At 71.5% G+C, this 26301-nt stretch carries 26 protein-coding genes; 22 read left to right on the forward strand and 4 right to left on the reverse strand.

The genetic code is table 11. The annotated features are described in order from the left end of the window. Positions 1–159 precede the first annotated feature (159 nt). From dnaK to ACWDZ4_RS04555, 4 genes are read left to right on the forward strand one after another with little or no spacing between them, the layout of a single operon-like run. On the forward strand, positions 160–2016 hold the full coding sequence (gene dnaK, locus ACWDZ4_RS04540) for a molecular chaperone DnaK (protein ID WP_344489166.1): 1857 nt from the start codon (positions 160–162) through the stop codon (positions 2014–2016). Continuing rightward, positions 2013–2690, forward strand: coding sequence for a nucleotide exchange factor GrpE (gene grpE, locus ACWDZ4_RS04545; RefSeq protein ID WP_451506970.1), 678 nt, complete (start codon positions 2013–2015; stop codon positions 2688–2690). Before dnaK ends, grpE begins: the two co-directional genes overlap by 4 nt. 48 nt (positions 2691–2738) lie before the next feature. Beyond that, positions 2739–3929, forward strand: coding sequence for a molecular chaperone DnaJ (gene dnaJ / locus ACWDZ4_RS04550; protein ID WP_451506971.1), 1191 nt, complete (start codon positions 2739–2741; stop codon positions 3927–3929). Between the two features lies 1 nt (position 3930). Next, the gene (locus ACWDZ4_RS04555; protein ID WP_451506972.1) at positions 3931–4380 is read left to right on the forward strand and encodes a heat shock protein transcriptional repressor HspR; all 450 of its coding nucleotides are present in this window, start codon (positions 3931–3933) and stop codon (positions 4378–4380) included. 456 nt (positions 4381–4836) lie between these two features. Here the strand turns inward: ACWDZ4_RS04555 and ACWDZ4_RS04560 are convergent, their stop codons facing one another. Further along, positions 4837–5847, reverse strand: a complete 1011-nt coding sequence (locus ACWDZ4_RS04560) for a LuxR C-terminal-related transcriptional regulator (RefSeq protein WP_451506973.1) — start codon at positions 5845–5847, stop codon at positions 4837–4839. 84 nt (positions 5848–5931) lie between these two features. Next, positions 5932–6942 carry a helix-turn-helix transcriptional regulator gene (locus ACWDZ4_RS04565; protein ID WP_451506974.1) on the reverse strand — a complete coding sequence of 337 codons (1011 nt, stop codon included), beginning with the start codon at positions 6940–6942 and terminating at the stop codon, positions 5932–5934. A 104-nt stretch (positions 6943–7046) separates the two neighbouring features. On the opposite strand from ACWDZ4_RS04565, the gene ACWDZ4_RS04570 reads away from it, so the two are divergent. Beyond that, complete coding sequence (locus ACWDZ4_RS04570; RefSeq protein ID WP_451506975.1) at positions 7047–7265, forward strand: hypothetical protein; 219 nt, start codon at positions 7047–7049, stop codon at positions 7263–7265. Then, complete coding sequence (locus tag ACWDZ4_RS04575) at positions 7262–7582, forward strand: (2Fe-2S)-binding protein (protein ID WP_451506976.1); 321 nt, start codon at positions 7262–7264, stop codon at positions 7580–7582. Before ACWDZ4_RS04570 ends, ACWDZ4_RS04575 begins: the two co-directional genes overlap by 4 nt. A gap of 148 nt (positions 7583–7730) precedes the next feature. Here ACWDZ4_RS04575 and ACWDZ4_RS04580 read toward each other — a convergent pair whose 3' ends face one another. Further along, positions 7731–8147, reverse strand: a complete 417-nt coding sequence (locus tag ACWDZ4_RS04580; RefSeq protein ID WP_451506977.1) for a pyridoxamine 5'-phosphate oxidase family protein — start codon at positions 8145–8147, stop codon at positions 7731–7733. A gap of 120 nt (positions 8148–8267) precedes the next feature. Here ACWDZ4_RS04580 and clpB point away from each other — a divergent pair, with 120 nt between their 5' ends. Continuing rightward, entirely contained in the window at positions 8268–10853 is a 2586-nt protein-coding gene (gene clpB, locus ACWDZ4_RS04585) for an ATP-dependent chaperone ClpB (RefSeq protein WP_451506978.1), read from the forward strand. A 123-nt stretch (positions 10854–10976) separates the two neighbouring features. Next, positions 10977–11513 carry a YbjN domain-containing protein gene (locus tag ACWDZ4_RS04590; RefSeq protein ID WP_451506979.1) on the forward strand — a complete coding sequence of 179 codons (537 nt, stop codon included), beginning with the start codon at positions 10977–10979 and terminating at the stop codon, positions 11511–11513. A 132-nt stretch (positions 11514–11645) separates the two neighbouring features. Here ACWDZ4_RS04590 and ACWDZ4_RS04595 read toward each other — a convergent pair whose 3' ends face one another. After that, positions 11646–12857, reverse strand: a complete 1212-nt coding sequence (locus ACWDZ4_RS04595; protein WP_451506980.1) for a pyridoxal phosphate-dependent aminotransferase — start codon at positions 12855–12857, stop codon at positions 11646–11648. A gap of 143 nt (positions 12858–13000) precedes the next feature. On the opposite strand from ACWDZ4_RS04595, the gene ACWDZ4_RS04600 reads away from it, so the two are divergent. From ACWDZ4_RS04600 to ACWDZ4_RS04665, 14 genes are all read left to right on the forward strand, one after another. Beyond that, positions 13001–13210 (forward strand): hypothetical protein, encoded by a 210-nt coding sequence (locus ACWDZ4_RS04600; protein WP_451506981.1) that lies wholly within the window; start codon positions 13001–13003, stop codon positions 13208–13210. Positions 13211–13549: 339 nt separating this feature from the next. Then, the gene (locus ACWDZ4_RS04605) at positions 13550–14068 is read left to right on the forward strand and encodes a DUF2617 family protein (protein ID WP_451506982.1); all 519 of its coding nucleotides are present in this window, start codon (positions 13550–13552) and stop codon (positions 14066–14068) included. Positions 14069–14122: 54 nt separating this feature from the next. Continuing rightward, on the forward strand, positions 14123–15742 hold the full coding sequence (locus ACWDZ4_RS04610) for a polyamine aminopropyltransferase (RefSeq protein ID WP_451507096.1): 1620 nt from the start codon (positions 14123–14125) through the stop codon (positions 15740–15742). Between the two features lie 99 nt (positions 15743–15841). Beyond that, a complete protein-coding gene (locus tag ACWDZ4_RS04615) occupies positions 15842–16696 on the forward strand; it encodes an SRPBCC family protein (RefSeq protein ID WP_451506983.1) in 855 nt (284 codons plus the stop codon). A 106-nt stretch (positions 16697–16802) separates the two neighbouring features. Further along, on the forward strand, positions 16803–17591 hold the full coding sequence (locus ACWDZ4_RS04620; protein WP_451506984.1) for an aldose epimerase family protein: 789 nt from the start codon (positions 16803–16805) through the stop codon (positions 17589–17591). A 36-nt stretch (positions 17592–17627) separates the two neighbouring features. Beyond that, on the forward strand, positions 17628–18167 hold the full coding sequence (gene pyrE, locus ACWDZ4_RS04625; protein ID WP_344489117.1) for an orotate phosphoribosyltransferase: 540 nt from the start codon (positions 17628–17630) through the stop codon (positions 18165–18167). 198 nt (positions 18168–18365) lie between these two features. Next, positions 18366–19388 (forward strand): class II fructose-bisphosphate aldolase, encoded by a 1023-nt coding sequence (gene fbaA / locus ACWDZ4_RS04630; RefSeq protein ID WP_451506985.1) that lies wholly within the window; start codon positions 18366–18368, stop codon positions 19386–19388. A gap of 230 nt (positions 19389–19618) precedes the next feature. Then, positions 19619–20032 carry a DUF3151 domain-containing protein gene (locus tag ACWDZ4_RS04635; RefSeq protein WP_451506986.1) on the forward strand — a complete coding sequence of 138 codons (414 nt, stop codon included), beginning with the start codon at positions 19619–19621 and terminating at the stop codon, positions 20030–20032. Positions 20033–20220: 188 nt separating this feature from the next. Then, positions 20221–21063, forward strand: coding sequence for a tryptophan 2,3-dioxygenase family protein (locus ACWDZ4_RS04640; RefSeq protein WP_451506987.1), 843 nt, complete (start codon positions 20221–20223; stop codon positions 21061–21063). Then, entirely contained in the window at positions 21056–22360 is a 1305-nt protein-coding gene (gene kynU, locus ACWDZ4_RS04645) for a kynureninase (protein ID WP_451506988.1), read from the forward strand. Before ACWDZ4_RS04640 ends, kynU begins: the two co-directional genes overlap by 8 nt. 62 nt (positions 22361–22422) lie before the next feature. Then, positions 22423–23295, forward strand: coding sequence for an alpha/beta hydrolase (locus ACWDZ4_RS04650; RefSeq protein WP_451506989.1), 873 nt, complete (start codon positions 22423–22425; stop codon positions 23293–23295). Between the two features lie 85 nt (positions 23296–23380). Continuing rightward, positions 23381–24208: an NAD(P)H-binding protein gene (locus ACWDZ4_RS04655; RefSeq protein WP_451506990.1), complete on the forward strand. Its 828-nt coding sequence runs from the start codon at positions 23381–23383 to the stop codon at positions 24206–24208. A gap of 130 nt (positions 24209–24338) precedes the next feature. Next, complete coding sequence (locus ACWDZ4_RS04660; RefSeq protein ID WP_451507097.1) at positions 24339–25625, forward strand: sensor histidine kinase; 1287 nt, start codon at positions 24339–24341, stop codon at positions 25623–25625. Then, positions 25622–26290, forward strand: coding sequence for a response regulator (locus ACWDZ4_RS04665; protein ID WP_451506991.1), 669 nt, complete (start codon positions 25622–25624; stop codon positions 26288–26290). The genes ACWDZ4_RS04660 and ACWDZ4_RS04665 overlap by 4 nt, the downstream gene beginning before the upstream one ends. The last annotated feature ends 11 nt before the right edge of the window (positions 26291–26301 follow it).

Raw genomic sequence — 26301 nt, forward strand, 5'->3', positions numbered from 1 at the left:
TTCGCCCTGAGATGGCACTCCATCGAGTGGCGGCGTGCCGCACGCCTGCCCATAAGGGCCGCATAAGAGTTGAGTCTCCCTGACTCAGGTCTGTTGACGTGGCGGGCTACGTCATGCATCCTTGAGTCTGTTCCACTCAAGTCAGCTGGAGGAATCGAAATGGCACGTGCGGTCGGCATCGACCTGGGCACCACCAACTCCGTCGTCAGCGTTCTGGAGGGCGGCGAGCCCACCGTCATCACCAACGCCGAAGGGGCCAGGACCACGCCGTCCGTCGTCGCTTTCGCGAAGAACGGTGAAGTGCTGGTCGGCGAGGTTGCCAAGCGCCAGGCGGTCACCAACGTCGACAGGACGATCCGGTCGGTCAAGCGCCACATGGGCACCGACTGGAACATCGAGCTCGACGGCAAGAAGTTCAACCCGCAGCAGATGAGCGCCTTCATCCTGCAGAAGCTGAAGCGCGACGCGGAGGCGTACCTGGGCGAGAAGGTGGCCGACGCGGTCATCACCGTCCCGGCGTACTTCAACGACTCCGAGCGTCAGGCGACGAAGGAGGCCGGCGAGATCGCGGGCCTGAACGTCCTGCGCATCGTCAACGAGCCGACCGCCGCCGCCCTGGCGTACGGCCTCGACAAGGACGACCAGACGATCCTCGTCTTCGACCTCGGTGGCGGCACCTTCGACGTCTCGCTGCTGGAGATCGGCGACGGCGTCGTCGAGGTGAAGGCCACCAACGGTGACAACCACCTCGGTGGTGACGACTGGGACCAGCGCGTCGTCGACTACCTCGTGAAGCAGTTCCACTCCGGCCACGGCGTGGACCTCTCCAAGGACAAGATGGCGCTCCAGCGTCTGCGCGAGGCGGCCGAGAAGGCCAAGATCGAGCTGTCCTCCTCCACCGAGACCTCGATCAACCTGCCGTACATCACGGCGTCGGCCGAGGGCCCGCTGCACCTGGACGAGAAGCTCACGCGCTCGCAGTTCCAGCAGCTGACCGCCGACCTCCTGGACCGCTGCAAGACGCCGTTCCACAACGTCATCAAGGACGCGGGCATCCAGCTCTCCGAGATCGACCACGTCGTTCTCGTCGGTGGCTCGACCCGCATGCCGGCCGTCGCCGAGCTCGTCAAGGAGCTCACGGGCGGCCAGGACGCCAACAAGGGTGTGAACCCGGACGAGGTCGTCGCCATCGGCGCCTCGCTCCAGGCCGGTGTCCTCAAGGGTGAGGTCAAGGACGTCCTGCTCCTCGACGTCACGCCCCTGTCTCTCGGCATCGAGACCAAGGGCGGCATCATGACCAAGCTCATCGAGCGCAACACCACGATCCCGACCAAGCGCTCCGAGATCTTCACGACGGCCGAGGACAACCAGCCGTCCGTCCAGATCCAGGTCTACCAGGGCGAGCGCGAGATCGCGGCGTACAACAAGAAGCTCGGCATGTTCGAGCTGACCGGTCTGCCGCCGGCCCCGCGCGGGGTCCCGCAGATCGAGGTCGCCTTCGACATCGACGCCAACGGCATCATGCACGTCGCCGCGAAGGACCTCGGCACCGGCAAGGAGCAGAAGATGACCGTCACCGGCGGCTCCTCGCTGCCGAAGGACGAGGTCAACCGGATGCGCGAAGAGGCCGAGAAGTACGCGGACGAGGACCACAAGCGCCGCGAGGCCGCCGAGACCCGCAACCAGGCCGAGCAGCTCGTCTACCAGACGGAGAAGTTCCTCAAGGACAACGAGGACAAGGTTCCGGGTGACGTGAAGACCGAGGTCGAGACCGCCGTCGGCGAGCTGAAGGAGAAGCTCAAGGGCGAGGACACGGCTGAGATCCGCACGGCGACGGAGAAGGTCGCGGCCGTCTCCCAGAAGCTGGGCCAGGCCATGTACGCCAACGCCGAGGGCGCCCAGGCCGCGGGCGGCGACGCTCCCGGCGCCGAGCAGGCCAAGGCGGACGACGACGTCGTCGACGCCGAGATCGTCGACGACGAGAAGGACGCCGGCCGTCAGGGAGGCGCCGCATGACGGAGGAGGCTCCGGGCTTCGAGGAGAAGCCCGACGTCCCTTCCGGCGCCACTCCCGAAGACGCCGAACCGCAGGCTGCCGCGCCCGACACGGCAGGGACCGACTCCGCGGAGGAGTCGGACCCGGCAGCCCCGGCGGGGGACGTACAGGACGTAGCTCTGACGGCGCAGCTGGACCAGGCACGCATGGCGCTCAACGAGCGCACCGCGGACCTCCAGCGGCTCCAGGCGGAGTACCAGAACTACCGTCGCCGTGTGGAGCGGGACCGGGTCACGGTCAAGGAGGTCGCCGTCGCGAACCTCCTGACCGAGCTCCTCCCGACCCTCGACGACATCGGCCGCGCGCGGGAGCACGGCGAGCTGGTGGGCGGGTTCAAGTCGGTGGCCGAATCGCTGGAGACGGTCGCCGCCAAGATGGGCCTGCAGCAGTTCGGCAAGGAGGGCGAGCCCTTCGACCCGACGATCCACGAGGCGCTGATGCACTCGTACGCACCGGACGTCGAAGAGACGACGTGCGTCGCGATCCTGCAGCCGGGCTACCGGATCGGCGAGCGGACCATCCGCCCCGCGCGGGTCGCGGTGGCCGAGCCCCAGCCCGGAGCCACGCCCGCCAAGGCGGACGAGCCCGCGGCCAAGGCTCCGGACGAGGAGAGCGGTGGCCCGGACGAGGGCTGACGTGACCAGGAGCAGTACACGTAACGGCAGGAAGGAGGGGCGTCGGGGATGAGCACGAAGGACTTCGTCGAGAAGGACTACTACAAGGTTCTCGGCGTCCCGAAGGACGCCACCGAGGCCGAGATCAAGAAGGCGTACCGGAAGCTCGCCCGCGAGTTCCACCCGGACGCCAACAAGGGCGACGCCAAGGCGGAGGAACGCTTCAAGGAGATCTCCGAGGCGAACGACGTCCTCGGCGACCCCAAGCGGCGCAAGGAGTACGACGAAGCGCGTGCTCTGTTCGGGAACGGCGGCTTCAGGCCGGGCCCGGGCGCCGGGGGCGGCACCTTCAACTTCGACCTGGGCGACCTCTTCGGAGGCGCCCAGGGCGGGGCCCAGACCGGCGGTGCCGGCGGGTTCGGCGGCGGCCTCGGGGACGTGTTCGGGGGCCTGTTCAACCGGGGCGCCGGTCCGGGTGCGCGTACGGGTACGCAGCCGCGCCGCGGCCAGGACATCGAGTCCGAGGTGACGCTCAGCTTCACCGAGGCGGTCGACGGGGCCACGGTCCCGCTGCGGATGTCCAGCCAGGCGCCCTGCAAGGCGTGTTCCGGCACCGGCGACAAGAACGGCACGCCCCGCGTGTGCCCGACCTGCGTCGGTACGGGACAGGTGTCGCGCGGCGGCGGTGGCGGCTTCTCGCTCACCGACCCGTGCGTCGACTGCCGGGGCCGCGGGCTCATCGCCCAGGACCCCTGCGACGTGTGCAAGGGCAGCGGCCGCGCCCAGTCCTCGCGCACCATGCAGGTCCGCATCCCGGCGGGCGTCTCCGACGGCCAGCGGATCCGGCTGCGCGGCAAGGGCAGTCCCGGTGAACGGGGCGGCCCGGCCGGCGACCTGTACGTCGTGGTCCACGTGGACCCGCACCCCGTCTTCGGCCGCAAGGGCGACAACCTCACCGTCACCGTGCCCGTCACCTTCGTGGAGGCGGCGCTCGGCGGCGAGGTGAAGGTCCCGACGCTGGGCGGGCCGCCGGTCACCCTCAAGCTGCCGGCCGGTACGCCGGGCGGCCGCACGATGCGCGCCCGCGGCAAGGGCGCGGTGCGCAAGGACGGCACCCGCGGCGACCTGCTGGTCACCGTGGAGGTCGAAGTGCCCAAGAGCCTTGACGACAAGGCCCGCCAGGCACTGGAGTCCTACCGTGAGGCGACCGCGGGGGAGGACCCGCGGGCGGAGCTGTTCCAGGCCGCGAAGGGAGCATGAGATGGACCCGCGCCAGCGTCGCAATCCGTACCAGCTGACCGACGAGACGCCGGTGTACGTCATCTCGGTCGCGGCACAGCTCTCCGGTCTGCACCCGCAGACCCTGCGGCAGTACGACCGCCTCGGCCTGGTCTCCCCCGACCGCACGGCCGGGCGCGGCCGGCGCTACTCGGCCCGTGACATCCAGATGCTCCGCCAGGTGCAGCAGCTGTCGCAGGACGAGGGCATCAACCTGGCCGGCATCAAGCGCATCATCGAGCTGGAGAACCAGGTGATCGCGCTCCAGCAGCGCGTCGCCGAACTCTCGGCGGCGGTGGAGGGCGCGGCGACCGCGCTGCAGCAGCGCGAGGCGCAGGTGCACGCGTCGTACCGGCGCGACCTGGTCCGGTACGAGGACGTGCAGCAGGCGAGCGCGCTGGTGGTCTGGCGGCCGAAGAGGCCGTCGGAGTAGCTCCGTCGGACACGCGAAGGCCCGGCACCCCGTGAGCGGGGGCCGGGCCTTTCGCTGTCGGCCGGGCCGGTTCGGCCGATCTTGAAGGTGGAGTCCGCGCCGGTGGATGCCGGCGGTGGTGTCGCGGTACGCGGCATCGGCCGGATCACCGCCGGCGCGGGCGAAGGTCCCGGCCGCGCTCTCCGACCGGTACCCGCGGTAGGTGGCGGCTCACCGACGGGCGGCGACCAGGCGAGTGCGTGCCTTGCGCACACCGTCCGCGCAGGTGACCGCGGCCTGCGCGGCGGTGGTCGCGCAGGCAGCGCGCAAACGCTGAGGCATGGAGATGCGGAGTCGCTCCCGGTCCGGTCCGAGGGGCACCAGGGACGTGGGGGGAGCGCCGGACGTGACCGTCCCACGGGGGCCGCATCGGCCTTCGATGTCGCCGAGACCTGTGCCGGTGGCGATGGTGTACAACTACCGCTCTGCCAGGTCGGATCGGGGCAGTTGCGAACGGGGCGCCTCGGCGATGCCGGACTGGACGAGCAGCGCCCCGAGGTGGGTCCGGCCCGAGGCGTTGAGCGCCTGCGCGAGTTTGGCGATGTGGGCGCGGCAGGTCCGTACGCTGATACCCATCTTGCGGGCCACCACCTCGTCGGTGTTCCCCTCGACCAGGAGCCGCGCGATGCTGCGCTGCACGGCGGTGACGGGGGCGCTGGGGGACACCGGGGGCAGCTGCTCCGCGATGGGGGTGGCCTGGGCCCAGAGGACCTCGTAGACCTGGACGAGGTAGGTGACGAGGGCGGGGTGCCGGATTTCGAGGGCGACGTCGCGCTGGCGGGTGGCGGGGATGAAGGCGACCGCGCGGTCGATGATGATCAGCCGCTCGACGGTCTGCTCCACGGTGCGCACCTGCAGCTGTTCGGGGGTGAAGTGCTTCAGGTAGTCCCTGAGGTGCGGGCTGTAACGCGCCGAGTGCTGGTAGATGTGCCGGAGGTCGACGCCCCGCTCGCTGGCGGACAGGGCGTGCGCCAGTGCCTTCCGCAGGGCGTTGGGCGGCCGGGTGCTGCCCGGCTGCACCGTCAGCATCTCCTCGGTGGCGGCGCCGATGGTGTCACCGATGACAGAGCCGATCAGCGGCTTTCCTTCGAGCACGGTGATGGCGAGGTTGGGGTCCTCGCTCGCGAGGGCCGTCAGCGGGGCCAATGAGCCGGTCAGCTCGGCGGTGAGACGTACGCGCTCGTGGATCTCCCGTGTGATGGGCTGCAGCAGGTGTGCCAGCGCGGCGGACGGCGGCACGGGACGCATCCACGCGGCGTCCCGGGGATCGGCGTGCAGCAGCGCCATGTCGATGAGGCACGGGGCGGGTGCGAGGTCGGCGCGTGCGATGCGTCCCTTGCGGAGCGCTTCGGTGTAGAGCCGGATCGCGGGGTCGCACAGTTCCCGGCTGCCGTGTGAATGCGCTGGTTCTTCCCCATCTCCGCTCATCTGGGCTCCCCCCGTTTTTTGCAGTGCAACAAGATGACGGTGGCGAAATCGTAGCCAGGAGGAGAGTGTGGGCGGTGGACGCGGTCAGTGATCCTGCTCCAGGATGCCGGACTGGGCGATGAGGTAGCCGAGTTGGGCGCGGCTGCCGCTGCCGAGGGTGGTGGCGAGCTTGGCTATGTGCGCGCGGGCGGTTCGTACGTTCATGCCGAGCCGGCGGGCGATGGCCTCGTCGACGTACCCCTCGACGAGGAGCTTGGCGATGGAGCGCTGGACACCGGATATGCCGTCGGGGGTGTGCTTGTAGCAAACCTGCTCCTGGAGCGGTACGCCTCGCTGCCAGAACTGCTCGAAGACGCCGATCAGGTACTGGACGAGCCCGGGGTGGCGCAGTTCCAGGGCGACTTGCTGGTCGTCGCGGGCCGGGATGAAGGCGACCGTCTGATCGCAGATGATGAGCCGCTCGACGAGTTCTTCGAGCGTCCGGATCTCGACCTTTCCGTCGGCTATCCGGTCCACGTAGGCCATCGTGCCCTGGCTGTGGCGGACGGTGTGCTGGTACAGGGTGCGCATCCGGACCCCGCGGTCTATCAGCGGCCTGTCGCGTTCGAGGGCCTGGTTGAGAATGTGCTCGGTGCGCCGTCCGCCGGGCTGGATCGTCAGTACCTCGTTGCGGCACTCCGCGGTGGCGAGGTTGAGCGCCGCGTTGATCCGGGAGAAGCCTTCCAGCACAGTGATCGCGTGCGTGGGCGCCGGGTCCTGGGCGCTGATGGCCATGAACGGCTCGAAGGATTCGGTCAGTTCGAGGGAGTGGCGTCTCCGGTCCTGGATTTCGCGTTCCAGGGGGTGGAGCCGCTGCGCCAGTGCGACGGACGGTGGAACCGGACGGAGCCACGTCTCGTCGTCCGGATCGGGATGGAGCAGGGCGAAATCCAGCAGGCACGGGGCCGTCTGCACCTCGGCGCGGGCGATCCGTCCCGCGCTCAGGGCGCTGGCATAGAACTCCGCCCCGTCGTCACACAGCTCAGTGACAGCATGGGGATGTGTCGGTTTTGATGCATTTATAGGCAAATCTCCACCCCCCAGGGTCCTGAACATACAGGAACATGATGCATCGGTTCTGTGGCGTTGACGTGCCTGAATGAGCCATCGTCTTTGTGACACGGGGGAGAGGAAACCTTCAAGTGAGGACGAAGCCGACCATGTACAAAATATTGCTTCGCTCGGCGCTTGCCGTTGCTTTCTCTGCGGCCGTGGCTTTCGGGGCCCTGGGTGGCAGCGGCGTGATGGAATCGCCGCTCGACACCGGCTGGGGCAACGCTCAGCCGGCCGGCCCGCCGGACACCGGCTGGGGCAACGTACAGGCGGAAGGCCCGTCGGACACCGGCTGGGGCGTCGCGCCGGCCGAGACGGGCGCATGACCGTTCCACCGGACGACCGCACCTTCAGACGCGAGATGGCCACCGCTTACCGCTCGGGGTGGCACTTCATCGACCTGGTCACGGCCATTCCCCACCGTGGCGACTCGCTGATGGTCACCCTGTTCGGCGAGCCGATCCTGGTCGCGCGTGAAGAGGATGAGGACGTCCGTGCCTACCGGTGCCTCCGCAGGCCCCGTGGGGCGCCGAAGCCCGTTCGCTGTGCCGTGCGCTACGGCATGGTGTTCGTCAATCTCGACCAGCGTGACCACCAGCTGTTCGAACCAGAAGCCAGCACGGCCACCCCCCGCAGCGCCTGAAGCGATTCCCCCGTCGTTACAAATCGCTCAGGCGCTCCCCCACACAGCGGCGCCATCGTGGAACCTGAACACGATGGCGCCGCTGTGCTGTCCGGGCCCGGACCGGGGTCCGGGTCCTGACCCGGTCCTGACCCGGTTCCGACCCGGATCAGGCCGCGCCCGGGGCGCGGCCCATCGCGCGGTCCAGGGTGATCTCGATCAGCACGCGGTCCGGGTTCGGCGCCGGCGTGCGCGCGTACCGCTCGGCGTAGCGGCGTACCGCCTCCGCGATCAGCTCCGGTTCCGTACGGACGACCGCGCGCCCCTCCAGCGTCGCCCAGTGGCCGCCCTTCACCTGGCAGACGGCGACCCGTGCCCCTTCCGCCCCCGCCGCCTGCACGTTCGCGACCTTCGTGCTGGTCTTGTTGGTGATGACGCGGGCGAGCCCCGCCTCGGGGTCGTACGTCACGCCGACCGGGACGACGTGCGGCGAGCCGTCCGGGCGCGGGGTTGTCAGCGTGCACAGGTGGTACTCGCGCCAGAAGGCGAGGTACTCCGGACCGGGGTTGCGTACGTCGATGGTCATGGTGGCAGCGTAGCCGCGCTACCTTTCTTCGCCTTGAGTGGAATAGACTCAACTTTGCGCATGCTGAACAAGTCATAGCTGAGGGAGAAAGTCCCCGCCCGCCGAGGAGGAGAGAGCGCAGTGGACGCAGAGCTGACCAACAAGAGCCGGGACGCGATCCAGTCGGCGAGCAGTCGCGCCGTGCAGGACGGGCACGCGGACCTCACCCCCGCGCATCTCCTGCTGGCCCTGCTCGCGGGCGAGGACAACGAGAACATCATCGATCTGCTGGCCGCCGCCGAGGCGGACCAGGCGGCCGTACGGGCCGGGGCCGAGCGCGTGCTCGCCGCGCTGCCCAGCGTGACGGGGTCGACCGTCGCTCCGCCGCAGCCCAATCGTGAGCTGCTCGCGGTGATCGCCGACGCCTCGCAGCGGGCGAAGGAGCTGGGCGACGACTACCTCTCCACCGAGCACCTGCTCATCGGCATCGCGGCCAAGGGCGGCAAGGCCGGGGACGTACTGTCCCGGGAGGGCGCGAGCGCCGCGAAACTGCTGGAGACGTTCGAGAAGATCAGGGGAGGACGCCGGGTGACCACACCCGATCCGGAGGGTCAGTACAAGGCCCTGGAGAAGTTCGGCACCGACTTCACGGCGGCCGCGCGCGAAGGCAAGCTCGACCCGGTCATCGGGCGGGACCAGGAGATCCGGCGCGTCGTGCAGGTGCTGTCGCGGCGTACGAAGAACAACCCGGTGCTGATCGGTGAGCCCGGCGTCGGCAAGACCGCCGTGGTCGAAGGACTCGCCCAGCGCATCGTCAAGGGCGACGTGCCGGAGTCGCTCAAGAACAAGCGGCTGGTCTCGCTGGACCTGGGTGCGATGGTCGCCGGGGCCAAGTACCGCGGCGAGTTCGAGGAGCGGCTCAAGACCGTCCTCTCCGAGATCAAGGAGAGCGACGGCCAGATCATCACCTTCATCGACGAGCTGCACACCGTCGTGGGCGCCGGCGCCGGCGGTGACTCCGCCATGGACGCGGGCAACATGCTCAAGCCGATGCTGGCCCGCGGCGAGCTGCGCATGGTCGGCGCGACGACCCTCGACGAGTACCGCGAGCGGATCGAGAAGGACCCCGCCCTGGAACGCCGCTTCCAGCAGGTGCTGGTCGCCGAGCCGAGCGTCGAGGACACCATCGCGATCCTCCGCGGCCTCAAGGGACGGTACGAGGCCCACCACAAGGTGCAGATCGCGGACTCCGCGCTGGTGGCCGCCGCGACCCTCTCCGACCGGTACATCACCTCCCGCTTCCTCCCCGACAAGGCCATCGACCTCGTCGACGAGGCCGCCTCGCGCCTGCGCATGGAGATCGATTCCTCGCCCGTCGAGATCGACGAGCTCCAGCGCTCCGTCGACCGGCTGAAGATGGAGGAGCTCGCGCTCAAGAACGAGTCCGACCCGGCGAGCAGGCAGCGGCTGGAGAAGCTCCGCCGCGACCTCGCCGACAAGGAGGAGGAGCTGCGCGGTCTCAACGCCCGCTGGGAGAAGGAGAAGCAGGGCCTCAACCGCGTCGGTGAGCTGAAGGAGACCCTCGACGACCTGCGCGGCCAGGCCGAGCGCGCCCAGCGCGACGGCGACTTCGACACCGCCTCCAAGCTGCTGTACGGCGAGATCCCCCGCCTGGAGCGCGAGCTGGAGGAGGCCGCCGCCGCCGAGGCGGAAGCCCGTACCGACACCATGGTCAAGGAGGAGGTCGGCCCCGACGACATCGCGGACGTGGTCGGCTCCTGGACCGGCATCCCCGCCGGACGCCTGCTCGAAGGCGAGACGCAGAAGCTGCTGCGCATGGAGGACGGACTCGGCAAGCGCCTGATCGGACAGCACGAGGCGGTACGGGCGGTCTCGGACGCGGTACGCCGCACCCGCGCCGGCATCGCCGACCCCGACCGGCCGACCGGCTCGTTCCTCTTCCTCGGCCCGACCGGTGTCGGCAAGACCGAGCTGGCCAAGGCGCTCGCGGACTTCCTCTTCGACGACGAGCGGGCCATGATCCGCATCGACATGAGCGAGTACGGCGAGAAGCACAGCGTCGCCCGGCTGGTCGGCGCCCCGCCCGGCTACGTCGGCTACGAGGAGGGTGGCCAGCTCACGGAGGCGGTCCGCCGCCGCCCGTACAGCGTCGTACTCCTCGACGAGGTCGAGAAGGCGCACCCCGAGGTCTTCGACGTCCTGCTCCAGGTCCTCGACGACGGCCGTCTCACCGACGGCCAGGGCCGGACGGTGGACTTCCGCAACACCATCCTCATCCTGACCTCCAACCTCGGCAGTCAGTACCTGGTCGATCCTCTGACCAGCGCGGAAGTGAAGAAGGAGCAGGTCCTGGAGGTCGTACGGGCCTCCTTCAAGCCGGAGTTCCTCAACCGCCTCGACGACCTGGTCGTCTTCTCCGCGCTGTCGGGGGACGAGCTGGCACACATCGCCGAGCTCCAGCTCGGCCGCCTCGCCAAGCGCCTCGCCGACCGCCGCCTCACCCTCGACGTCACCCCGGCCGCCCTGGCCTGGCTGGCGGACAAGGGCCAGGATCCGGCCTACGGGGCCCGGCCGCTGCGCCGCCTCATCCAGACGGCGATCGGCGACCGGCTCGCGAAGGAGATCCTGGCGGGCGAGATCACCGACGGCGACACGGTACGGGTGGACCGTTTCGAGGACGGACTGGTCGTGGGCGCCGCCCGGTAGCGGTTTCGGCGCAGTCCGGCGGAGTTCAGCGGAGGGCGGAGGACCCCGGCGCGCTTTCGCGACTAGGGTCGATGTCAGGCAGCCACCCGAGACCCCACACGCGAGATCCCAGGAGTACTGAACATGTCTATCGACCCGTCCTCGATTCCCAACTTCGGGGGCCAGCCCGAACCGCAGCCGGAAGGGCCGGCCGGCCCCGTCGTCCCGGACCAGGACCTCGTCAAGCAGCTGCTCGACCAGATGGAGCTGAAGTACGTCGTCGACGACGAGGGCGACCTCGCCGCGCCGTGGGAGGAATTCCGCACGTACTTCATGTTCCGCGGCGAGGACGACCAGCAGGTCTTCTCGGTGCGGACCTTCTACGACCGGCCGCACGCGATCGAGGAGAAGGTCCAGCTCCTCGAACTGATCGACGACTGGAACCGCCGCACGCTGTGGCCCAAGGTCTACAGCCACACCCACGACGACGGCACCGTCCGTCTCATCGGTGAGGCGCAGATGCTGATCGGCACCGGCGTCAGCCTGGAGCACTTCGTCTCCTCGACGGTCGGCTGGGTGCGCGCCTCGATCGAGTTCGACAAGTGGCTCGTCGAGCAGCTCGGCCTGGAGAGGGACGTCGACTCCGCCGAGGGTGACGGCGACAGCGGCGACGACGCCTGAGCGGCGGCGCTGCACGGCGGAACCGGGGCGATCGTCACCAGGCGCGCCCCGTAGCCCGGCGACAGCCCGGCCGGGGTGGTGGTCACCACGACCGCGGCCCCCGGCCGGGCTTTCCCGTGCCGGGCGGCAGGGTCAGCCGCCGGCCAGGCCCTTCAGCCGGGCGACCGCGTCCTGGAGCACGTCGGTCCGCTTGCAGAACGCGAACCGGACGAAGGGCGCGCCCTCCTCGCGGTGGTCGTAGAAGACCGCGTTCGGGACGGCGACGACGCCCGCCCGCTCGGGCAGGGCGCGGCAGAAGGCGAAGCCGTCGTCGTGGCCGAGCGGGCGGATGTCGGTGGTGATGAAGTACGTGCCGGCCGGCCGGTGGACGCCGAAGCCCGCCTCGGCCAGGCCGGCGGTCAGCAGGTCGCGCTTGGCGAGCAGGTCCGCGCGGAGGGTCTCGAAGAAGGCGTCGGGCAGGCGCAGGGCCTCGGCGACGGCGTACTGGAAGGGCCCGGCCGACACGTACGTCAGGTACTGCTTGGCGCTGCGGACGGCCGTCACCAGGGCGGGGGACGCGGTGATCCAGCCGACCTTCCAGCCGGTGAAGGAGAACGTCTTTCCCGCTGACGACACGGTGACCGTGCGCTCGCGCATGCCGGGCAGCGACGCGAGCGGGATGTGCTCGCCGTCGAAGACCAGGTGTTCGTAGACCTCGTCGGTGACGACGAGGAGGTCGCGCTCGACCGCGATCGCGGCGATCGCGGTCAGCTCCTCGCGGGACAGGACGGTGCCGGTGGGGTTGTGCGGGGTGTTGAGGAGGAGGAGGCGGGTGCGGGGGGTGACGGCGGCGCGGAGTTCGTCCAGGTCGAGTACGTACCGGTCCTCGTGCGGGCGCAGGGTGACCGGGACGCGGGTGCCGCCCGCCATCGCGATGCAGGCGGCGTACGAGTCGTAGTACGGCTCCAGCGCGACGACCTCGTCGCCGGGCTCCACCAGGGCGAGGAGGGACGCGGCGATCGCCTCGGTGGCGCCGGCGGTGACGAGCACCTCCGTGCCGGGATCGTGGGACATCCCGTAGAAGCGCTCCTGATGGGCGGCGATCGCGGTACGCAGCTCGGGGACGCCGGGGCCGGGCGGGTACTGGTTGCCGCGGCCGTCGCGCAGGGCACGGACGGCCGCCTCCCTGATCTCCTCGGGGCCGTCGGTGTCGGGGAAGCCCTGGCCGAGGTTGATCGAGCCGGTGCTCAGGGCCAGCGCCGACATCTCCGCGAAGATCGTCGTCCCGAACTCCGCCAGCCTGCGGTTGAGCAGGGGGCGGTGGCCGTGGTCCCGGCCGTGTGCTTGGTCTGTCGGCGTCGTCATGACGGCCATCCTGGGCCGAAGCTCTGGAGTTGCTCAAGTCTGCTTTGGCTCCGCACCGCCGAGGGCATCACCCGGTCACGCAAGACACGCACACGGAAGAAGCGAGCACCTCGCTTCGGGGGACCGGAAGGACGGTGGGGGCCGTGGGGATCGTGGGATTCGGCCTGCTGGTGATCGTGGTGCTGGCGATCGTGGGGCTGACGGCGCTCGCGGGCAAGCGCGGCCGGGGGCCGGGCGGCCACCACAGCGGTGGCGGCAGCTGGTGGGAGGGCAGCCGGAACGCTGGTTCGTCCTGCGGCGGGGGCGGTTGCGGCGGGGGCGGGGGTGGTTGCGGCGGGGGCGGAGGCGACTGACACGGGGCAGTCGCCTCCGCTTCCACCGCAACCCGGAGCCGTCGCTCCCTGTACCACACCAGCACTGCGCGGAACGTCAGGCCCATGCACCCGGCGGGTCAACTCCTGCCGGGTGCTTTTCTGTTGAACAGTTGAACCGGTGGTCCCCCGGGGGGTGGAAACCACGTCAAGTTGGGTAAAAGCGCTGTGACCGCAGCACCCTACGTGATTCCCTCGCTGTCGAGAACACCAGCCCTCGGACCTCATGTGGACCCGAGCAGGCGGTCCCCGAATTCCCCCACACCGCATCCCGGGTGACCCCTGTCTGCCTTTCTAAACGCCTGTTTGCGGAGCCCACTCATGCTCACGACCCTCAAGACTGCCTACACCGACACGCGCGCCGCCGATCTGGCCTGGGCGCTGGGGCTCGGGCCGCTGCCGGCCCTCGCCGCGCTCGACCTGCGTCTGGGCGGCGCCACAATCCAGTTGAGGCTCCTCGGGGCCTCTCACCAGGTGCTCCTGGAGGAGGACGGAAGCGCCTGTTCCGAGACGGTCGCCTGCATGTCCGGCACCAGTGCGCCGTTGCCGCTGGGCGTGGCCAAACGGCTCGGAGCGTGGGAGTACGAGTTCGCCGCCCGTGTGGAGACGCTCTCCCAGGGGCAGTTCGCGGGCCGGGCGCAGGAACTCCTCGCGCTCGTCGCCGAACACCCCCACGGCCTGGCGGGCACGTTCCCCGGCAGTCCGCACGCGTTCACGGCGATGCTGGCGCAGCGGTACGAGGGCCAGGTGCGGTGGCGCACCTGGCACGCGTATCCGCAGGAGGGCCGGTTGGTGGCGACGCGATCACGGGTCGGCACACGTATGCCTGCGACTCTGTAGATGCACTCTTACGGGTGGCGGTCGGTCGGTCTGCCGTGACGTAGCGTTCCCATGGTGATCGATGCGCCTGTGTCGCTGTCGGCGCCGGAAGCCCCGGCGGCCCTGCCTGTGCGTCCGCGGACCGGCCGTTTCCTGGTGCTCGGCGCGGTCTTCGTCTGCGCCGCGTGCGGCCTCGTGTACGAACTCGAACTGGTCGCCCTCGCTTCGTACTTGATCGGGGACTCCGTCACCCAGGCGTCCGTCGTGCTCTCGGTGATGGTCTTCGCGATGGGCATCGGCTCGCTGCTCGCCAAGCGGCTGCGGTGCCGTGCCGCGGTCGGGTTCGGCCTGGTGGAGGCCGCACTGGCCCTGGTCGGCGGCACCTCGGCGCTGGTGCTCTACACGACGTTCGCCTGGTTCGGCGGGGCGCGGTACGCGCTGGTCGGCTTCTCGCTGGCCATCGGGGTGCTCATCGGCGCCGAGATCCCGCTGCTGATGACGCTGATCCAGCGCATGGCCCGGCGCGGGGAGGGCCGGGACACGAGCGGCGACGTGGCGGACCTCTTCGCCGCGGACTATGTCGGGGCGCTGGTCGGCGGCCTCGCCTTCCCGTTCCTCCTGCTGCCGCTGTTCGGTCAGCTGACCGGGGCGCTGCTGACCGGGGCGGTCAACACGGTGGCGGGCGGGGCGCTGGTCCTGTGGCTCTTCCGGCACGAACTGACGCGGCGTGAGCGCTGTCTGCTGGTCGTCGCGAACGTGCTGGTGCTGGCGCTGCTCGCCACCGCGACGGCCCTCGTCGACGACTTCGAGCGGGCGGCGCGGCGGGCGGTGTACGGGGAAGGGGTGCGGGTCGCCGTGCAGACCGGCGTGCAGGAGATCGTCGTCACCGGCGGTCCGGACGGGCGGCTCGACGTCTTCCTCGACGGGCGGCTGCGGGTCAGCGGCCGCGACGAGCACCGGTACCACGAGGCGCTGGTCCACCCCGCGATGCGCGGACGCCACGCGCGCGTGGTGATCCTGGGCGGCGGTGACGGGCTGGCGGCGCGGGAGGTGCTGCGCTACCCGGACGTGGAGTCGCTCACGGTGGTGGAGCTGGACCCGGACCTCGTCGAACTGGCCCGTGACGACCCCGCCCTGTCGGCGCTGAACGGGGGAGCCCACCGGGATCCGCGGCTGCGGGTCGAGACCGCCGACGCCTTCACCTGGCTGCGGGACGGAGGGCAGGGCCGGCGGCCGTACGACGTGGTCATCTCGGACCTGCCCGACCCCGGCATCACACCGAGCACGAAGCTGTACTCCCAGGAGTTCTTCGGGCTGGCGTCACGCGTCCTGGCGGACGGCGGACGGATGGCCGTCCACGCGGGGCCGCTGGCGACCCGGCCGCGCGTCTACTGGACGGTCGACGCGACGCTGCGGGCCGCGGGGCTGCGGACGCGCCCGTACCGTACGACCGGCCGCCTCTCCGGCTTCGTCGCGGGCCCCGACCGCGACCCGGGCACGGCGGTGGCCCCGCACGACTGGGGCTTCGTACTCGCCGCGCGGGACGCGCGCCCCGCCCTCGGCCTCGCGGCCGGCGCCCCCCGGCTGCGGTCGCTGACACCGGCGGTGCTGCGGGCCGGGGAGCGGTCGGCACAGGAGGCGCGGGTGCCGGGAGTGGTGGCGTCGACGCTGGTGCATCCGCGGTACGCGCACTGACCGCCCGTGGTACCCGTCGGATCACCTGTGCGGATTCCCGGCACGGATTCCTCACCGGGACGGGTGCGGGGCGGGCATGCGTGAGTAGGCTCGGGTCCCATGGAGCATGAGGTGTTCGTTCCGGTTCCGGCAGAGGCCCTGCGACACGCGCTGGGGGACCCCGCCCTGGTCGCGCGCTGCGTGCCCGGCCTCCAGCAGGACGCCGACGAGGCGTCCGGTCCGCTCACCGGACGGCTGAGGGTCCGCATCGACGGCCACACGATCACGTACCGGGGGACCCTGCGCGTCACCGGCCGCCCGGACGGCACCTTCACCGTCGAGGGCCGGGGCACGGAGGCCCGCGGCACGGGGTCGGTCAAGGTGGTGCTGACGGTACGCCTGAGAGAGGCCGGCGGCGGTACGACGGTGACGTACACGGGCACGGCGAGCGGCGAGGGCCGTATCGCGGAGCTCGACGCGCCGGCGACGCTGTCCGCGTCCCACCGCCTGCTGGACCGCTTCACCACCCGCCTGGCGGAGACCCCGGCCGGTGACACGCGGGCGGACGCACGCACGGCGGCCGACGCCGAGGTCGTCGCCGACGCCGAGGTCGACGCCGAAGGGAGCGGCGAGCCGCGGCCGTCGGTCTTCGAGACCGAGGTGCCGCCGCCGTCGCTGGATCCGCTGGCCGACGTGCCTGACGTACCCGATGTGGCTGACGTGCCCGGCCTGGCGGACGTGCCCGGAGTGCCCTCCCCGCCGGAGCCGCCGGCCGAGGCGGCGCATGCGCGCCGCACCATGATCGGCCGCAGTGCGGAGGAGGTCGACCACGCGCCGCCGCGCGGGCGCTACGCCCCGGTCCCCGCCCCGCAGTCGACGTCGACGACCGACACCCTGCGCTGGATCGCCCCCGCCGCCGCGCTCGCGCTGGCCTCGGCGGTCGTGGTGGGACGGGTGCTGCGGCGCAGACGCTGAGCCCCGGCCGCGGGGAGCACGGGAGAAGGCGGGGAGCACGAAAGAACGCGGGGGAACAACGCCGTCGTGCACGCCCCGCCGGGCGGCAGACCTTAGGGTCGGGAACGTGAGCACCCAAGAGACGCGACTGGCGGCGGGCGACGCCGAGCTGACCATCGCCCCGGACAACGGCTGCCGCATCACCGGCCTGCGCATCGGCGGGACCGAGCTGCTGCGGCAGGGGGAGCGGTACGGCTGCTTCCCGATGGTGCCGTGGTGCGGGCGCATCGGCCACGGCAGGTTCCTCAGCGGCGCGACCCCGCACCAGATGCCCCTCAACTCCCCGCCCCACGCGATCCACGGCACGGGCCGGGACACCGCCTGGCACACGGCCCGCGCCGAGAAGAGCGAGGCCGCGTTCACGTACGACCTGGCCGAACCGTGGCCGTACCAGGGCCGGGTCACCCAGGCCTTCGGGCTGACCGGGGACTCCCTCACCCTGACGATGGGGATCGAGACGTACAGCGACTCCTTCCCGGCGCAGGCCGGCTGGCACCCCTGGTTCCTCCGCAACCTCGGTGGGGAGGACGTGCGGATCGATTTCACCCCCGCCTGGCAGGAGGAGCGCGGCGACGACCACCTCCCCACCGGGCGGCGGACCGAGCCCCGGCCCGGTCCGTGGGACGACTGCTTCGGGATGCCGGACGGCGTGGACGTCACGCTCACCTGGCCGGGGCAGCTGGAGCTGAAGGTGACCAGCCGTGCCGAGTGGGTCGTCGTCTACGACGAGCAGGCCGAAGCGGTGTGCGTGGAGCCGCAGACCGGGCCGCCGAACGGGATCAACACGATGCCGCGGTACGTGACGCCCATCGAGCCGCTGGAGACCGAGACCACCTGGACCTGGCGGCGGCTGTGACGCGGCGGCGGCGACGGCGGCTTTAAGCTCATGGGCATGACTGACGTACGTGGTGAGCTGCTCCAGCAGATCAAGGACAAGGCCGTGGTGCACGGCAAGGTGACCCTGTCTTCGGGGATCGAGGCCGACTGGTACATCGACCTGCGCCGGATCACGCTGGACGGCGAGGCCGCGCCGATGGTCGGCCAGGTGATGCTCGACGCCACCGCCGAGCTGGACTACGACTGCGTGGGCGGTCTGACGCTGGGCGCCGACCCGGTGGCCACCTCCATGCTGCACGCGTCGCACGCGCGCGGGCAGCGGCTCGACGCCTTCGTCGTACGCAAGGCGGGCAAGGCCCACGGCATGCAGCGCCGCATCGAGGGCACGGACGTCAAGGGCCGCCGCTGCCTGGTCGTCGAGGACGTCTCGACCACCGGCGGCTCGCCGCTGACCGCCGTCGAGGCGGTCCGCGAGGCGGGCGGCGAGGTCGTCGGCGTCGCGGTGATCGTGGAGCGGGGCGCGGCCCCGAAGATCGCGGAGGCGGGCCTTCCGTACATCAACGCCTACTCGCTGGACGAGCTCGGGCTCGCGTAACCGCACCCGCGCCCATCCTGACCTGCGCGTTCGACCGAGGGCGGATTGTTTCATGTGAAACGGTCCGCCCTTCGCGCATGTCCGGACCGTACGCAGGGTGGAGCCGGGGCGAGAGTCTGGAAAGATGGGGGCGACGATGACGTCGCCCCCAGGTCAGGGCCCAGCACCACACACCCGCACGTCATAAGGAGCGGACAGATGCCCATCGCAACCCCCGAGGTCTACAACGAGATGCTCGACCGGGCGAAGGCAGGCAAGTTCGCCTACCCGGCCATCAACGTGACCTCGACCCAGACCTTGCACGCGGCACTGCGCGGATTCGCGGAGGCCGAGAGCGACGGCATCATCCAGATCTCCACCGGTGGCGCCGAGTTCCTGGGCGGCCAGTACTCCAAGGACATGGTGTCCGGCGCCGTCGCGCTGGCCGAGTTCGCGCACATCGTCGCCGCGAAGTACCCGGTGACGATCGCGCTGCACACGGACCACTGCCCCAAGGACAAGCTGGACACGTACGTACGTCCCCTGATCGACGTGTCGGCCGAGCGCGTCGCCAGGGGCCTGGACCCGCTCTTCCAGTCGCACATGTGGGACGGCTCCGCCGAGACCCTCGCCGACAACCTGGCCATCGGCCAGGAGCTGCTCGCGAAGGCCGCCGCCGCGAAGATCATCCTCGAGGTCGAGATCACCCCGACCGGCGGCGAGGAGGACGGCGTCACCCACGAGATCAACGACGAGCTCTACACGACCGTCGACGACGCGCTGCGCACCGCCGAGGCGCTGGGCCTGGGCGAGAAGGGCCGCTACCTGCTGGCCGCCTCGTTCGGCAACGTGCACGGCGTCTACAAGCCGGGCAACGTCGTGCTCCGTCCCGAGCTGCTGAAGGACCTCCAGGAGGGCGTGGGCGAGAAGTACGGCAAGACGTCCCCGTTCGACTTCGTCTTCCACGGCGGCTCCGGCTCCACGGCCGAGGAGATCGCCACCGCGCTGGAGAACGGCGTCGTGAAGATGAACCTCGACACCGACACCCAGTACGCCTTCACCCGCCCGATCGCGGACCACATGTTCAAGAACTACGACGGCGTCCTGAAGGTCGACGGCGAGGTCGGCTCGAAGAAGACGTACGACCCGCGCACCTGGGGCAAGCTGGCCGAGGCGTCGATGGCCGCGCGCGTCACCGAGGCGTGCGCGAACCTGCGCTCCACGGGCACGAAGCTCAAGTAGCCACGAGCGGCACGGAGCTCAAGCAGGCACGCTCGTGTCGCGCGGCGTCCGCGCCACGCAGCCCGTACGTCCGTACACGCGCCGGGCCCGGCACTCCTCCCCGAGGGGCGCCGGGCCCGGCCCCCCTCGGGGAGGAGTGCCGGCCGGGGGCACGCCCGGAGGGCGCTCGGCGCGGCGGCCCGCGCCCCCGGCGGCGGCGACCGCGCCGCGCGCCAGGCAGACTGGGGCCCATGGCCATTCACCAAGACCTGCTCGGGGGACCGCCCCCGACCCACCTGCCCGACGACCCGGAGCCGCGCGAGCTGCTCGCGAACGGCACGGCGCCGTCCGACGTCGCCGCGAAGTACCCCGCGTCCTCGCTCGCCTGGGCGCAGCTCGCCGACGAGGCGTTCGAGAACGGCCGGGTCGTCGAGTCGTACGCCTACGCCCGCACCGGCTACCACCGCGGCCTCGACGCGCTGCGCCGCGCCGGCTGGAAGGGCCACGGCCCCGTGCCGTGGGACCACGAGCCGAACCGCGGCTTCCTGCGCGCGCTGCACGGGCTCGCCCGCGCCGCGCAGTCGATCGGTGAGCAGGAGGAGTACGAGCGCTGCTCGACGTTCCTGCGGGACTCGTCCCCGGCGGCGGCCGACACCCTCGGCTGAACCCCCGGCCGACACCCCCGGCCGCCCCCTGGGCCGACCAGGGGCGACAGCCGTGGAGGCCCGTGCCGTCAGGCGCGGGCCTCCCGTGTTCCGCGGACACGTCTTATGATGCCGGGAAGGGACCGGGGCTCCGTAGCCACAAGGAAGGGGCGGACCGCTACCTGGAAGTTCGTGTCGAGGAGACAGCGATGTCGCACACCCCCGATGCCCAGGCGGCAGGTTCGGACACCCCGAACCTCGATTTCGCGGGCACCACCCCCTACGAGGACTACGTCCGGGCGGACGTCCTCACCCACCTCCAGCACCCCCTCTCCGACGACCCCGGAGAGATGGTCTTCCTGGTGACGACCCAGGTCATGGAGTTGTGGTTCACCGTCATCGTCCACGAGTGGGAAACCGCGGCGAAGGCGCTCGGACAGGACGACCTGCAGGCCGCGACGGACGCGCTCAAGCGCTCCCTGCGCGAACTGGAGGCCCTCAACGCCTCCTGGCGGCCGCTCGCCCACCTCACCCCCGCCCAGTTCAACTCGTACCGCAGCGCGCTCGGCGAGGGCTCCGGATTCCAGTCCGCGATGTACCGCCGGATGGAGTTCCTGCTCGGCGACAAGTCCGCCTCGATGCTCGTCCCGCACCGCGGCGCCCCGCGCGTGCACGCCGAGCTGGAGAAGGCGCTGCACGAGCCGAGCCTGTACGACGAGGTGCTGCGGCTGCTCGCCCGGCGCGGTCTGCCGGTGCCGGACTCCGTGCTCAACCGCGACCTGTCGCAGAAGTACGAGCCCTCGCCCGAGGTCGAAGCGGTCTGGACCGAGCTCTACCAGGGCGACCAGAACGCCGAACTGGTGCGCCTGGGCGAGCTGCTGACCGATGTCGGCGAGCTGGTCTGGCGGTGGCGCAACGACCACCTCGTCGCGACCCGGCGCGCCATGGGCTCCAAGGTCGGCACCGGCGGCTCCGCCGGTGTGGCCTGGCTGGAGAAGCGCGCCACGAAGAACGTCTTCCCCGAACTCTGGACGGCCCGCAGCCATGTCTGATTCCCCCGGTTTCCCGGACTCCCCGGACCTCCAGGAGCGGGCCGCCGCGCTCGACTCCGCCGACGGCCTCGCCAAGCACCGCGAGCTGTTCGCGCTCGACGACGAGGGCATCTACCTGGACGGCAACTCGCTGGGCGCGCTGCCGCGCCACGTGCCGGAGCGGATGGCCGACGTCATCACCCGTCAGTGGGGCGAGATGCGCATCCGCTCCTGGGACGAGAGCGGCTGGTGGACCGCGCCCGAGCGGATCGGCGACCGGATAGCCCCGCTCGTCGGCGCTGCGGCGGGCCAGGTCGTGGCAGGCGACTCCACGAGCGTCAACGTCTTCAAGGCGGTGGTGGGCGCGGTCCGGCTGACGCCGGAGTCCAGGGACGAGGTCCTCGTCGACGCCTCGACCTTCCCCACGGACGGCTACATCGCCGAGTCCGCGGCCCGGATGACGGGCCGCCGGGTCGTCCCCGTCGCCCCCGAGGACCTCGCGGCCGCACTCGGCCCGCGCACCGCCGTGGCCCTCGTCAACCACGTCGACTACCGCACGGGCCGCCTCCAGGACCTGCCGGGACTCACCGCCGCCGCCCACGCGGCCGGGGCCCTGACGGTCTGGGACCTGTGCCACAGCGCGGGCGCGCTGCCGGTCGGGCTCGACGCGCACGGCGTCGACTTCGCGGTCGGCTGCACGTACAAGTACCTCAACGGCGGTCCCGGCGCCCCCGCCTACCTGTACGTCGCGCAGCGCCACCAGGCCGCCTTCGACTCCCCGCTGCCGGGCTGGCACTCGCACGCCGACCCCTTCGGCATGACGCCCGGCTACGCCCCGGCGGACGGTGCGGCGCGGGGCCGGGTCGGTACCCCCGACATCCTGTCGATGCTGGCGCTGGAGGCCGCGCTCGACGTGTGGGAGGGCGTCACCGTCGAGGACGTGCGCGAGAAGTCACTCGCTCTGACGGACTTCTTCCTGGAGTGCGTGGACCGGTACGTGCCCGACGGGCTGGTCGCTTCGGTGACCCCCGTCCCGCACCACGAGCGCGGCAGCCAGGTCTCGCTGCGGTGCGAGGGCGGTGCGGGGGGCGCCGACGCGGGCGAGGTCATGCGGGAGCTGATCGCGCGGGGCGTGGTGGGCGACTTCCGCCGCCCCGACGTGCTGCGCTTCGGCTTCACCCCGCTGTACGTCGGCTTCGCGGACGCGGAGCGGGCGGCGCGGGTGCTGGGCCGGGTCCTGCGTCAGGACACGGGCCGGGTCCCGGGGCAGGTTCCGCGTCACGTCGCGGGCGAAGACCTGGGAGAAGTGCAGGCCTGAGGGCTGGTAGCGTCCCGACACCTGGATCAATGGGCTGTACGCACGGAAGGGTTGGTCCCCGCATGCCGGACCCCTCAGCCGAACGGGACGCTGTCGAGGCGGAATCGGCTTTCTCCCACCCGGCGGTCGCGCCCGACGCGACCGCCGCGTACGGCGAGCACCCCGATCAGGTGGTCGACTTCTACGCGCCGCGCGACGGCCGGGAGCGGGCCCCGCTGGTCGTCGTCCTGCACGGCGGCGCCTGGCGGGCCCGGTACGACCGGCAGCACATCACGCCGTTCGCGGACTTCCTGGCCCGCCGGGGCTTCGCCGTCGCCAACGTCGAGTACCGCCGGGGCAGGGAACTGCCCCGGCAGCACGGGGAAGGCCCGGTGGCGGGGCGCTGGCCGGAGACGTTCGACGACGTGGCCGCGGCGATGGACCTGCTGCCCGGTCTCGTACGGGAGGCCCTGCCCGGCGCCGACCTCCGGCGCACCGTCCTCACGGGCCACTCGGCCGGCGGTCACCTCGCGCTGTGGGCGGCCGCCCGGCACGTACTGCCCCCCGACGCGCCGTGGCACCTGCCGGCGGCGCCCGCGCTGCGCGGCGTCGTCGCGCTCGCGCCGATCGCGGACTTCGGGGCCGCGCACGAGCTGGACGTGTGCGCGGGGGCGGCCGTCGAACTCGTGGGCGGCAAGGAGCACTTCGACGAGCGCAGGCGGTACGCCGATCCGGCCGCGCTGCTGCCGACCGGTATCGCCACGGTCCTGGTGCAGGGCCGCACCGACACCGTCGTGCCGCAGGCGGTCGCCGAGGCCTACACCGACGCGGCGGCGAAGGCGGGCGAGCCGGTCTGGCTGACCCTGCTGGAGGACGTCGGGCACTTCCCGCTGATCGACCCGGCGGCGGACGCGTGCGCGGTGGTCGCGGAGGAGATCGAGCAGCTCGCGTACTGAGCACCGGTCGCGCCGCTCTTTGCGGACCGGATCTGTCCGCAAGGGTTCCTACGGTGGCGGAACAAGCCGAGCCAGGGAGCCTGTAATGACGTTTCTCGTGACCGGAGCGACCGGGACCGTGGGCCGCCAGGTGGTCGCCGAGCTGCTCCGCAGGGGCGAGCGGGTGCGGGCGCTGACCCGTGACCCGGCGAAGGCGGACCTCCCGGCCGGGGTCGAGACCGTACGCGGAGACCTGACCGACCCCCAGACGCTGGTCCCCGCGCTGGAGGGCGTCACGGGCCTGCACCTGATCACGTTCGGGGGAGCGTACTTCGCGCCGCTGACCACGGGAGGCGAGATCGTCGCACTGGCGGCGAAGGCGGGCGTGCGGCGCGTCACGGTCCTCAACGGGGGCGGCCCGACCCCGCTCCAGGACGCGGTGGAGGCCGGGGACGTGGACTGGACCCTGGTCGTGCCGGTCGAGTTCATGGCCAACACGCTGGAGTGGGCGGAGGGGGTCCGTGCGGAGGACGAGGTGGCGGAGCCCTTCGTCGACCGGGTCAGCGCGATGGTCCACGAGGCCGACATCGGCGCGGTCGCGGCGGTGGCGCTCACCGAGGACGGGCACGCGGGGCGCACGTACATGATCACCGGACCCGAGACGCTGACCGTCCGCGACAAGGTGCGGACCCTGGCGGCGGCGCGCGGCCGGGAGATCGGCCTGACCGGGCTGAGCGCGGCGCAGGCGGCCGAGCGGTGGCGGCGGGCGGGTGTGGATCCGGAGACCGTCGCCTTCCTGCTGGACGTGTACGGGAACACCCCGCCGGAGGGCCGCACCGTCGTCGACACGGTCGAGCGGGTCACCGGGCGCCCGGCGCGCACCTTCGCGCAGTGGGCGGCGGAGCACGCGGACGCCTTCCGGGCGCGTGGCTGAGGGAGGGCGCGTAGTATCTGGGACGGACGCGGGAGGATCCCCACGGGGGCGGACGCCCGCGGCCGTCCGGGCGCCTACCGTTTCGTACGTGACCGAAACCGAGAACCGCAGCCCCGAGCTCCGCCTGGCGATGGGGGCGCTGAGTGGCCTCCGCGAAGACCTGATCGAGGGGATGCTGGCCTACCGTCCGCTGCCACGGATGCGCGTGGACCGTCCTTTCGCCCGCAAGCTGCCGACCCGGGTGAGGGAGTACGGGCAGTGGACGCCGCACGCGGTGGTGCTGGGCCTGGCCCTGCTGACCGTTCTGTCGGCGACCACGATCGGGGCGAACGGCCGGTTCTCGGGGGCCGGGATGCTGCTGATAGGCGCCGTGTCGGCCGTGCCGGTGGCGCTGACCCTGTTCCGCCCGGTCCTGGCGTGGTGGCTGTCGCTCGCGGCCACGCTGGTATCGGCCGGCCTGGCGAGCGGCGGCTACGGCGTCACGTATCCGTGGACCGAGAGCGCCTTCGTCGGGCACCTGGTGGTGATGGTGGTGGTGGCGGCCAGGACCCGGCCGCGCACGGCGGGCTGGATGTGGACCCTGACGCTGGTCTTCGGGCTCATGGTGTCGGCCAACAGCTACGGGTACTCCGACGACACCGGGGCGATGGCTTTCGTCTCCCTCCTCGCGCTGCTCGTCGTCACCGTGCTGCACGTCCGCCGGGAGGCGAAGGAGGAGGTCACCGTCCAGAGGACCGTCACCGCCGTGGAGCGCGACCGGCGCACTCTGCTGGAGGAGCGGACGACGATCGCCCGCGAACTGCACGACGTCGTCGCGCACCACATGTCGGTGGTCGCGATCCAGGCGGAGGCCGCCCCGTACCGGGTCGAGAACCCGCCGCCCGAGCTGGAGCAGGCCTTCGTGACGATCCGCGAGAACGCGGTGGCGGCGCTGACCGAGCTGCGGCGCGTGCTCGGCGTCGTACGGGCGGAGGACTACGAGGCGCCGGACGCCCCGCAGCCGACGCTGGCCGAGCTCGAGGGGCTGTTCGCCAACGTCCGGGACGCGGGCCTGACGGTGGACAGGACGGTGACGGGCGCGGTGCGCGAACTGCCGCCGGGCGTCGAGCTCTCGGCGTACCGGATCGTCCAGGAGGCGCTGAGCAACGCCCTGCGCCACGCGCCGGGTGCGACGGCGAAGGTGGAGGTGTCGTACGTGCTGGGGGGCCTGGGGCTGCGGATCGTGAACACGCCGCCGCGGGGGCTGGTCAAGCCGTCGCCCGGGGCCGGGCACGGGATCACGGGGATGCGGGAGCGGGTGTCGATGCTGAACGGGGAGATGACGGCGCAGGAGACGGGGGACGGCGGCTACGAGGTCGCGGTCTTCGTCCCGGTGGCACCGGCCCCGGCCGAGGCCGCGCCGGAGCCGGCCGCATGACCGCCCGCGACATCCGCGTACTGATCGTCGACGACCAGATCATGGTCCGCGAGGGCTTCACGGTCCTGCTGAACGCGATGCCGGAGATCGAGGTCGTCGGCGAGGCGGTGAACGGCCGCGAGGCGATCGCGCAGGTCGCCGCGTTGCGGCCGGACGTCGTCCTGATGGACATCCGCATGCCGGAGCTGAACGGCATCGACGCGACGCGCGAGATCGTCGCCGCCGACGCGGACGCGAAGGTGCTGGTCCTGACGACGTTCGACCTGGACGAGTACGTCTACCAGGCGCTGCGGGCCGGCGCGTCCGGTTTCCTCCTCAAGGACGCCTCGGCGCGCCAGCTGGCCGAGGGGGTGCGGGTGGTGGCGGCCGGGGAGGCGCTGCTGGCCCCGACGGTCACCAAGCGTCTGATCTCGGAGTTCTCGAAACTGGCGGAGGCTCCGCGCCCGCCCGCGCTCGCACAGTTCGGCGAGCTGACGGAACGCGAGACGGAGGTCCTGGTCCTGATCGCCCAGGGCCTGTCGAACGCGGAGATCGCGTCGCACCTGGTGGTCGCCGAGTCCACGATCAAGACGCACGTGAGCCGCGTCCTGGTGAAGCTGGGCCTGCGGGACCGCACCCAGGCGGCGGTGTTCGCGTACGAGGCGCGGCTGGTGACACCGGGGTAGCGGGCGGCTAG

The organism is Streptomyces sp. NPDC003016 (genome assembly GCF_053591455.1).

What these genes read in the sequence shown, in the direction of transcription:
- ACWDZ4_RS04580 (WP_451506977.1), bottom strand. Translation starts at nt 8,147, where the DNA reads ATGACCATCGACGTACGCAACCCCGGTCCGGAGTACCTCGCCTTCTGG.
- ACWDZ4_RS04590 (WP_451506979.1), top strand. Translation starts at nt 10,977, where the DNA reads ATGTCTATCGACCCGTCCTCGATTCCCAACTTCGGGGGCCAGCCCGAA.
- ACWDZ4_RS04555 (WP_451506972.1), top strand. Translation starts at nt 3,931, where the DNA reads ATGGACCCGCGCCAGCGTCGCAATCCGTACCAGCTGACCGACGAGACG.
- ACWDZ4_RS04640 (WP_451506987.1), top strand. Translation starts at nt 20,221, where the DNA reads ATGTCGCACACCCCCGATGCCCAGGCGGCAGGTTCGGACACCCCGAAC.
- ACWDZ4_RS04565 (WP_451506974.1), bottom strand. Translation starts at nt 6,942, where the DNA reads ATGTTCAGGACCCTGGGGGGTGGAGATTTGCCTATAAATGCATCAAAA.
- ACWDZ4_RS04595 (WP_451506980.1), bottom strand. Translation starts at nt 12,857, where the DNA reads ATGACGACGCCGACAGACCAAGCACACGGCCGGGACCACGGCCACCGC.
- ACWDZ4_RS04635 (WP_451506986.1), top strand. Translation starts at nt 19,619, where the DNA reads ATGGCCATTCACCAAGACCTGCTCGGGGGACCGCCCCCGACCCACCTG.
- dnaJ (WP_451506971.1), top strand. Translation starts at nt 2,739, where the DNA reads ATGAGCACGAAGGACTTCGTCGAGAAGGACTACTACAAGGTTCTCGGC.
- ACWDZ4_RS04605 (WP_451506982.1), top strand. Translation starts at nt 13,550, where the DNA reads ATGCTCACGACCCTCAAGACTGCCTACACCGACACGCGCGCCGCCGAT.
- ACWDZ4_RS04560 (WP_451506973.1), bottom strand. Translation starts at nt 5,847, where the DNA reads ATGAGCGGAGATGGGGAAGAACCAGCGCATTCACACGGCAGCCGGGAA.
- ACWDZ4_RS04665 (WP_451506991.1), top strand. Translation starts at nt 25,622, where the DNA reads ATGACCGCCCGCGACATCCGCGTACTGATCGTCGACGACCAGATCATG.
- ACWDZ4_RS04575 (WP_451506976.1), top strand. Translation starts at nt 7,262, where the DNA reads ATGACCGTTCCACCGGACGACCGCACCTTCAGACGCGAGATGGCCACC.
- ACWDZ4_RS04570 (WP_451506975.1), top strand. Translation starts at nt 7,047, where the DNA reads ATGTACAAAATATTGCTTCGCTCGGCGCTTGCCGTTGCTTTCTCTGCG.
- fbaA (WP_451506985.1), top strand. Translation starts at nt 18,366, where the DNA reads ATGCCCATCGCAACCCCCGAGGTCTACAACGAGATGCTCGACCGGGCG.
- ACWDZ4_RS04660 (WP_451507097.1), top strand. Translation starts at nt 24,339, where the DNA reads ATGGGGGCGCTGAGTGGCCTCCGCGAAGACCTGATCGAGGGGATGCTG.
- ACWDZ4_RS04655 (WP_451506990.1), top strand. Translation starts at nt 23,381, where the DNA reads ATGACGTTTCTCGTGACCGGAGCGACCGGGACCGTGGGCCGCCAGGTG.
- ACWDZ4_RS04650 (WP_451506989.1), top strand. Translation starts at nt 22,423, where the DNA reads ATGCCGGACCCCTCAGCCGAACGGGACGCTGTCGAGGCGGAATCGGCT.
- dnaK (WP_344489166.1), top strand. Translation starts at nt 160, where the DNA reads ATGGCACGTGCGGTCGGCATCGACCTGGGCACCACCAACTCCGTCGTC.
- grpE (WP_451506970.1), top strand. Translation starts at nt 2,013, where the DNA reads ATGACGGAGGAGGCTCCGGGCTTCGAGGAGAAGCCCGACGTCCCTTCC.
- kynU (WP_451506988.1), top strand. Translation starts at nt 21,056, where the DNA reads ATGTCTGATTCCCCCGGTTTCCCGGACTCCCCGGACCTCCAGGAGCGG.
- pyrE (WP_344489117.1), top strand. Translation starts at nt 17,628, where the DNA reads ATGACTGACGTACGTGGTGAGCTGCTCCAGCAGATCAAGGACAAGGCC.
- ACWDZ4_RS04615 (WP_451506983.1), top strand. Translation starts at nt 15,842, where the DNA reads ATGGAGCATGAGGTGTTCGTTCCGGTTCCGGCAGAGGCCCTGCGACAC.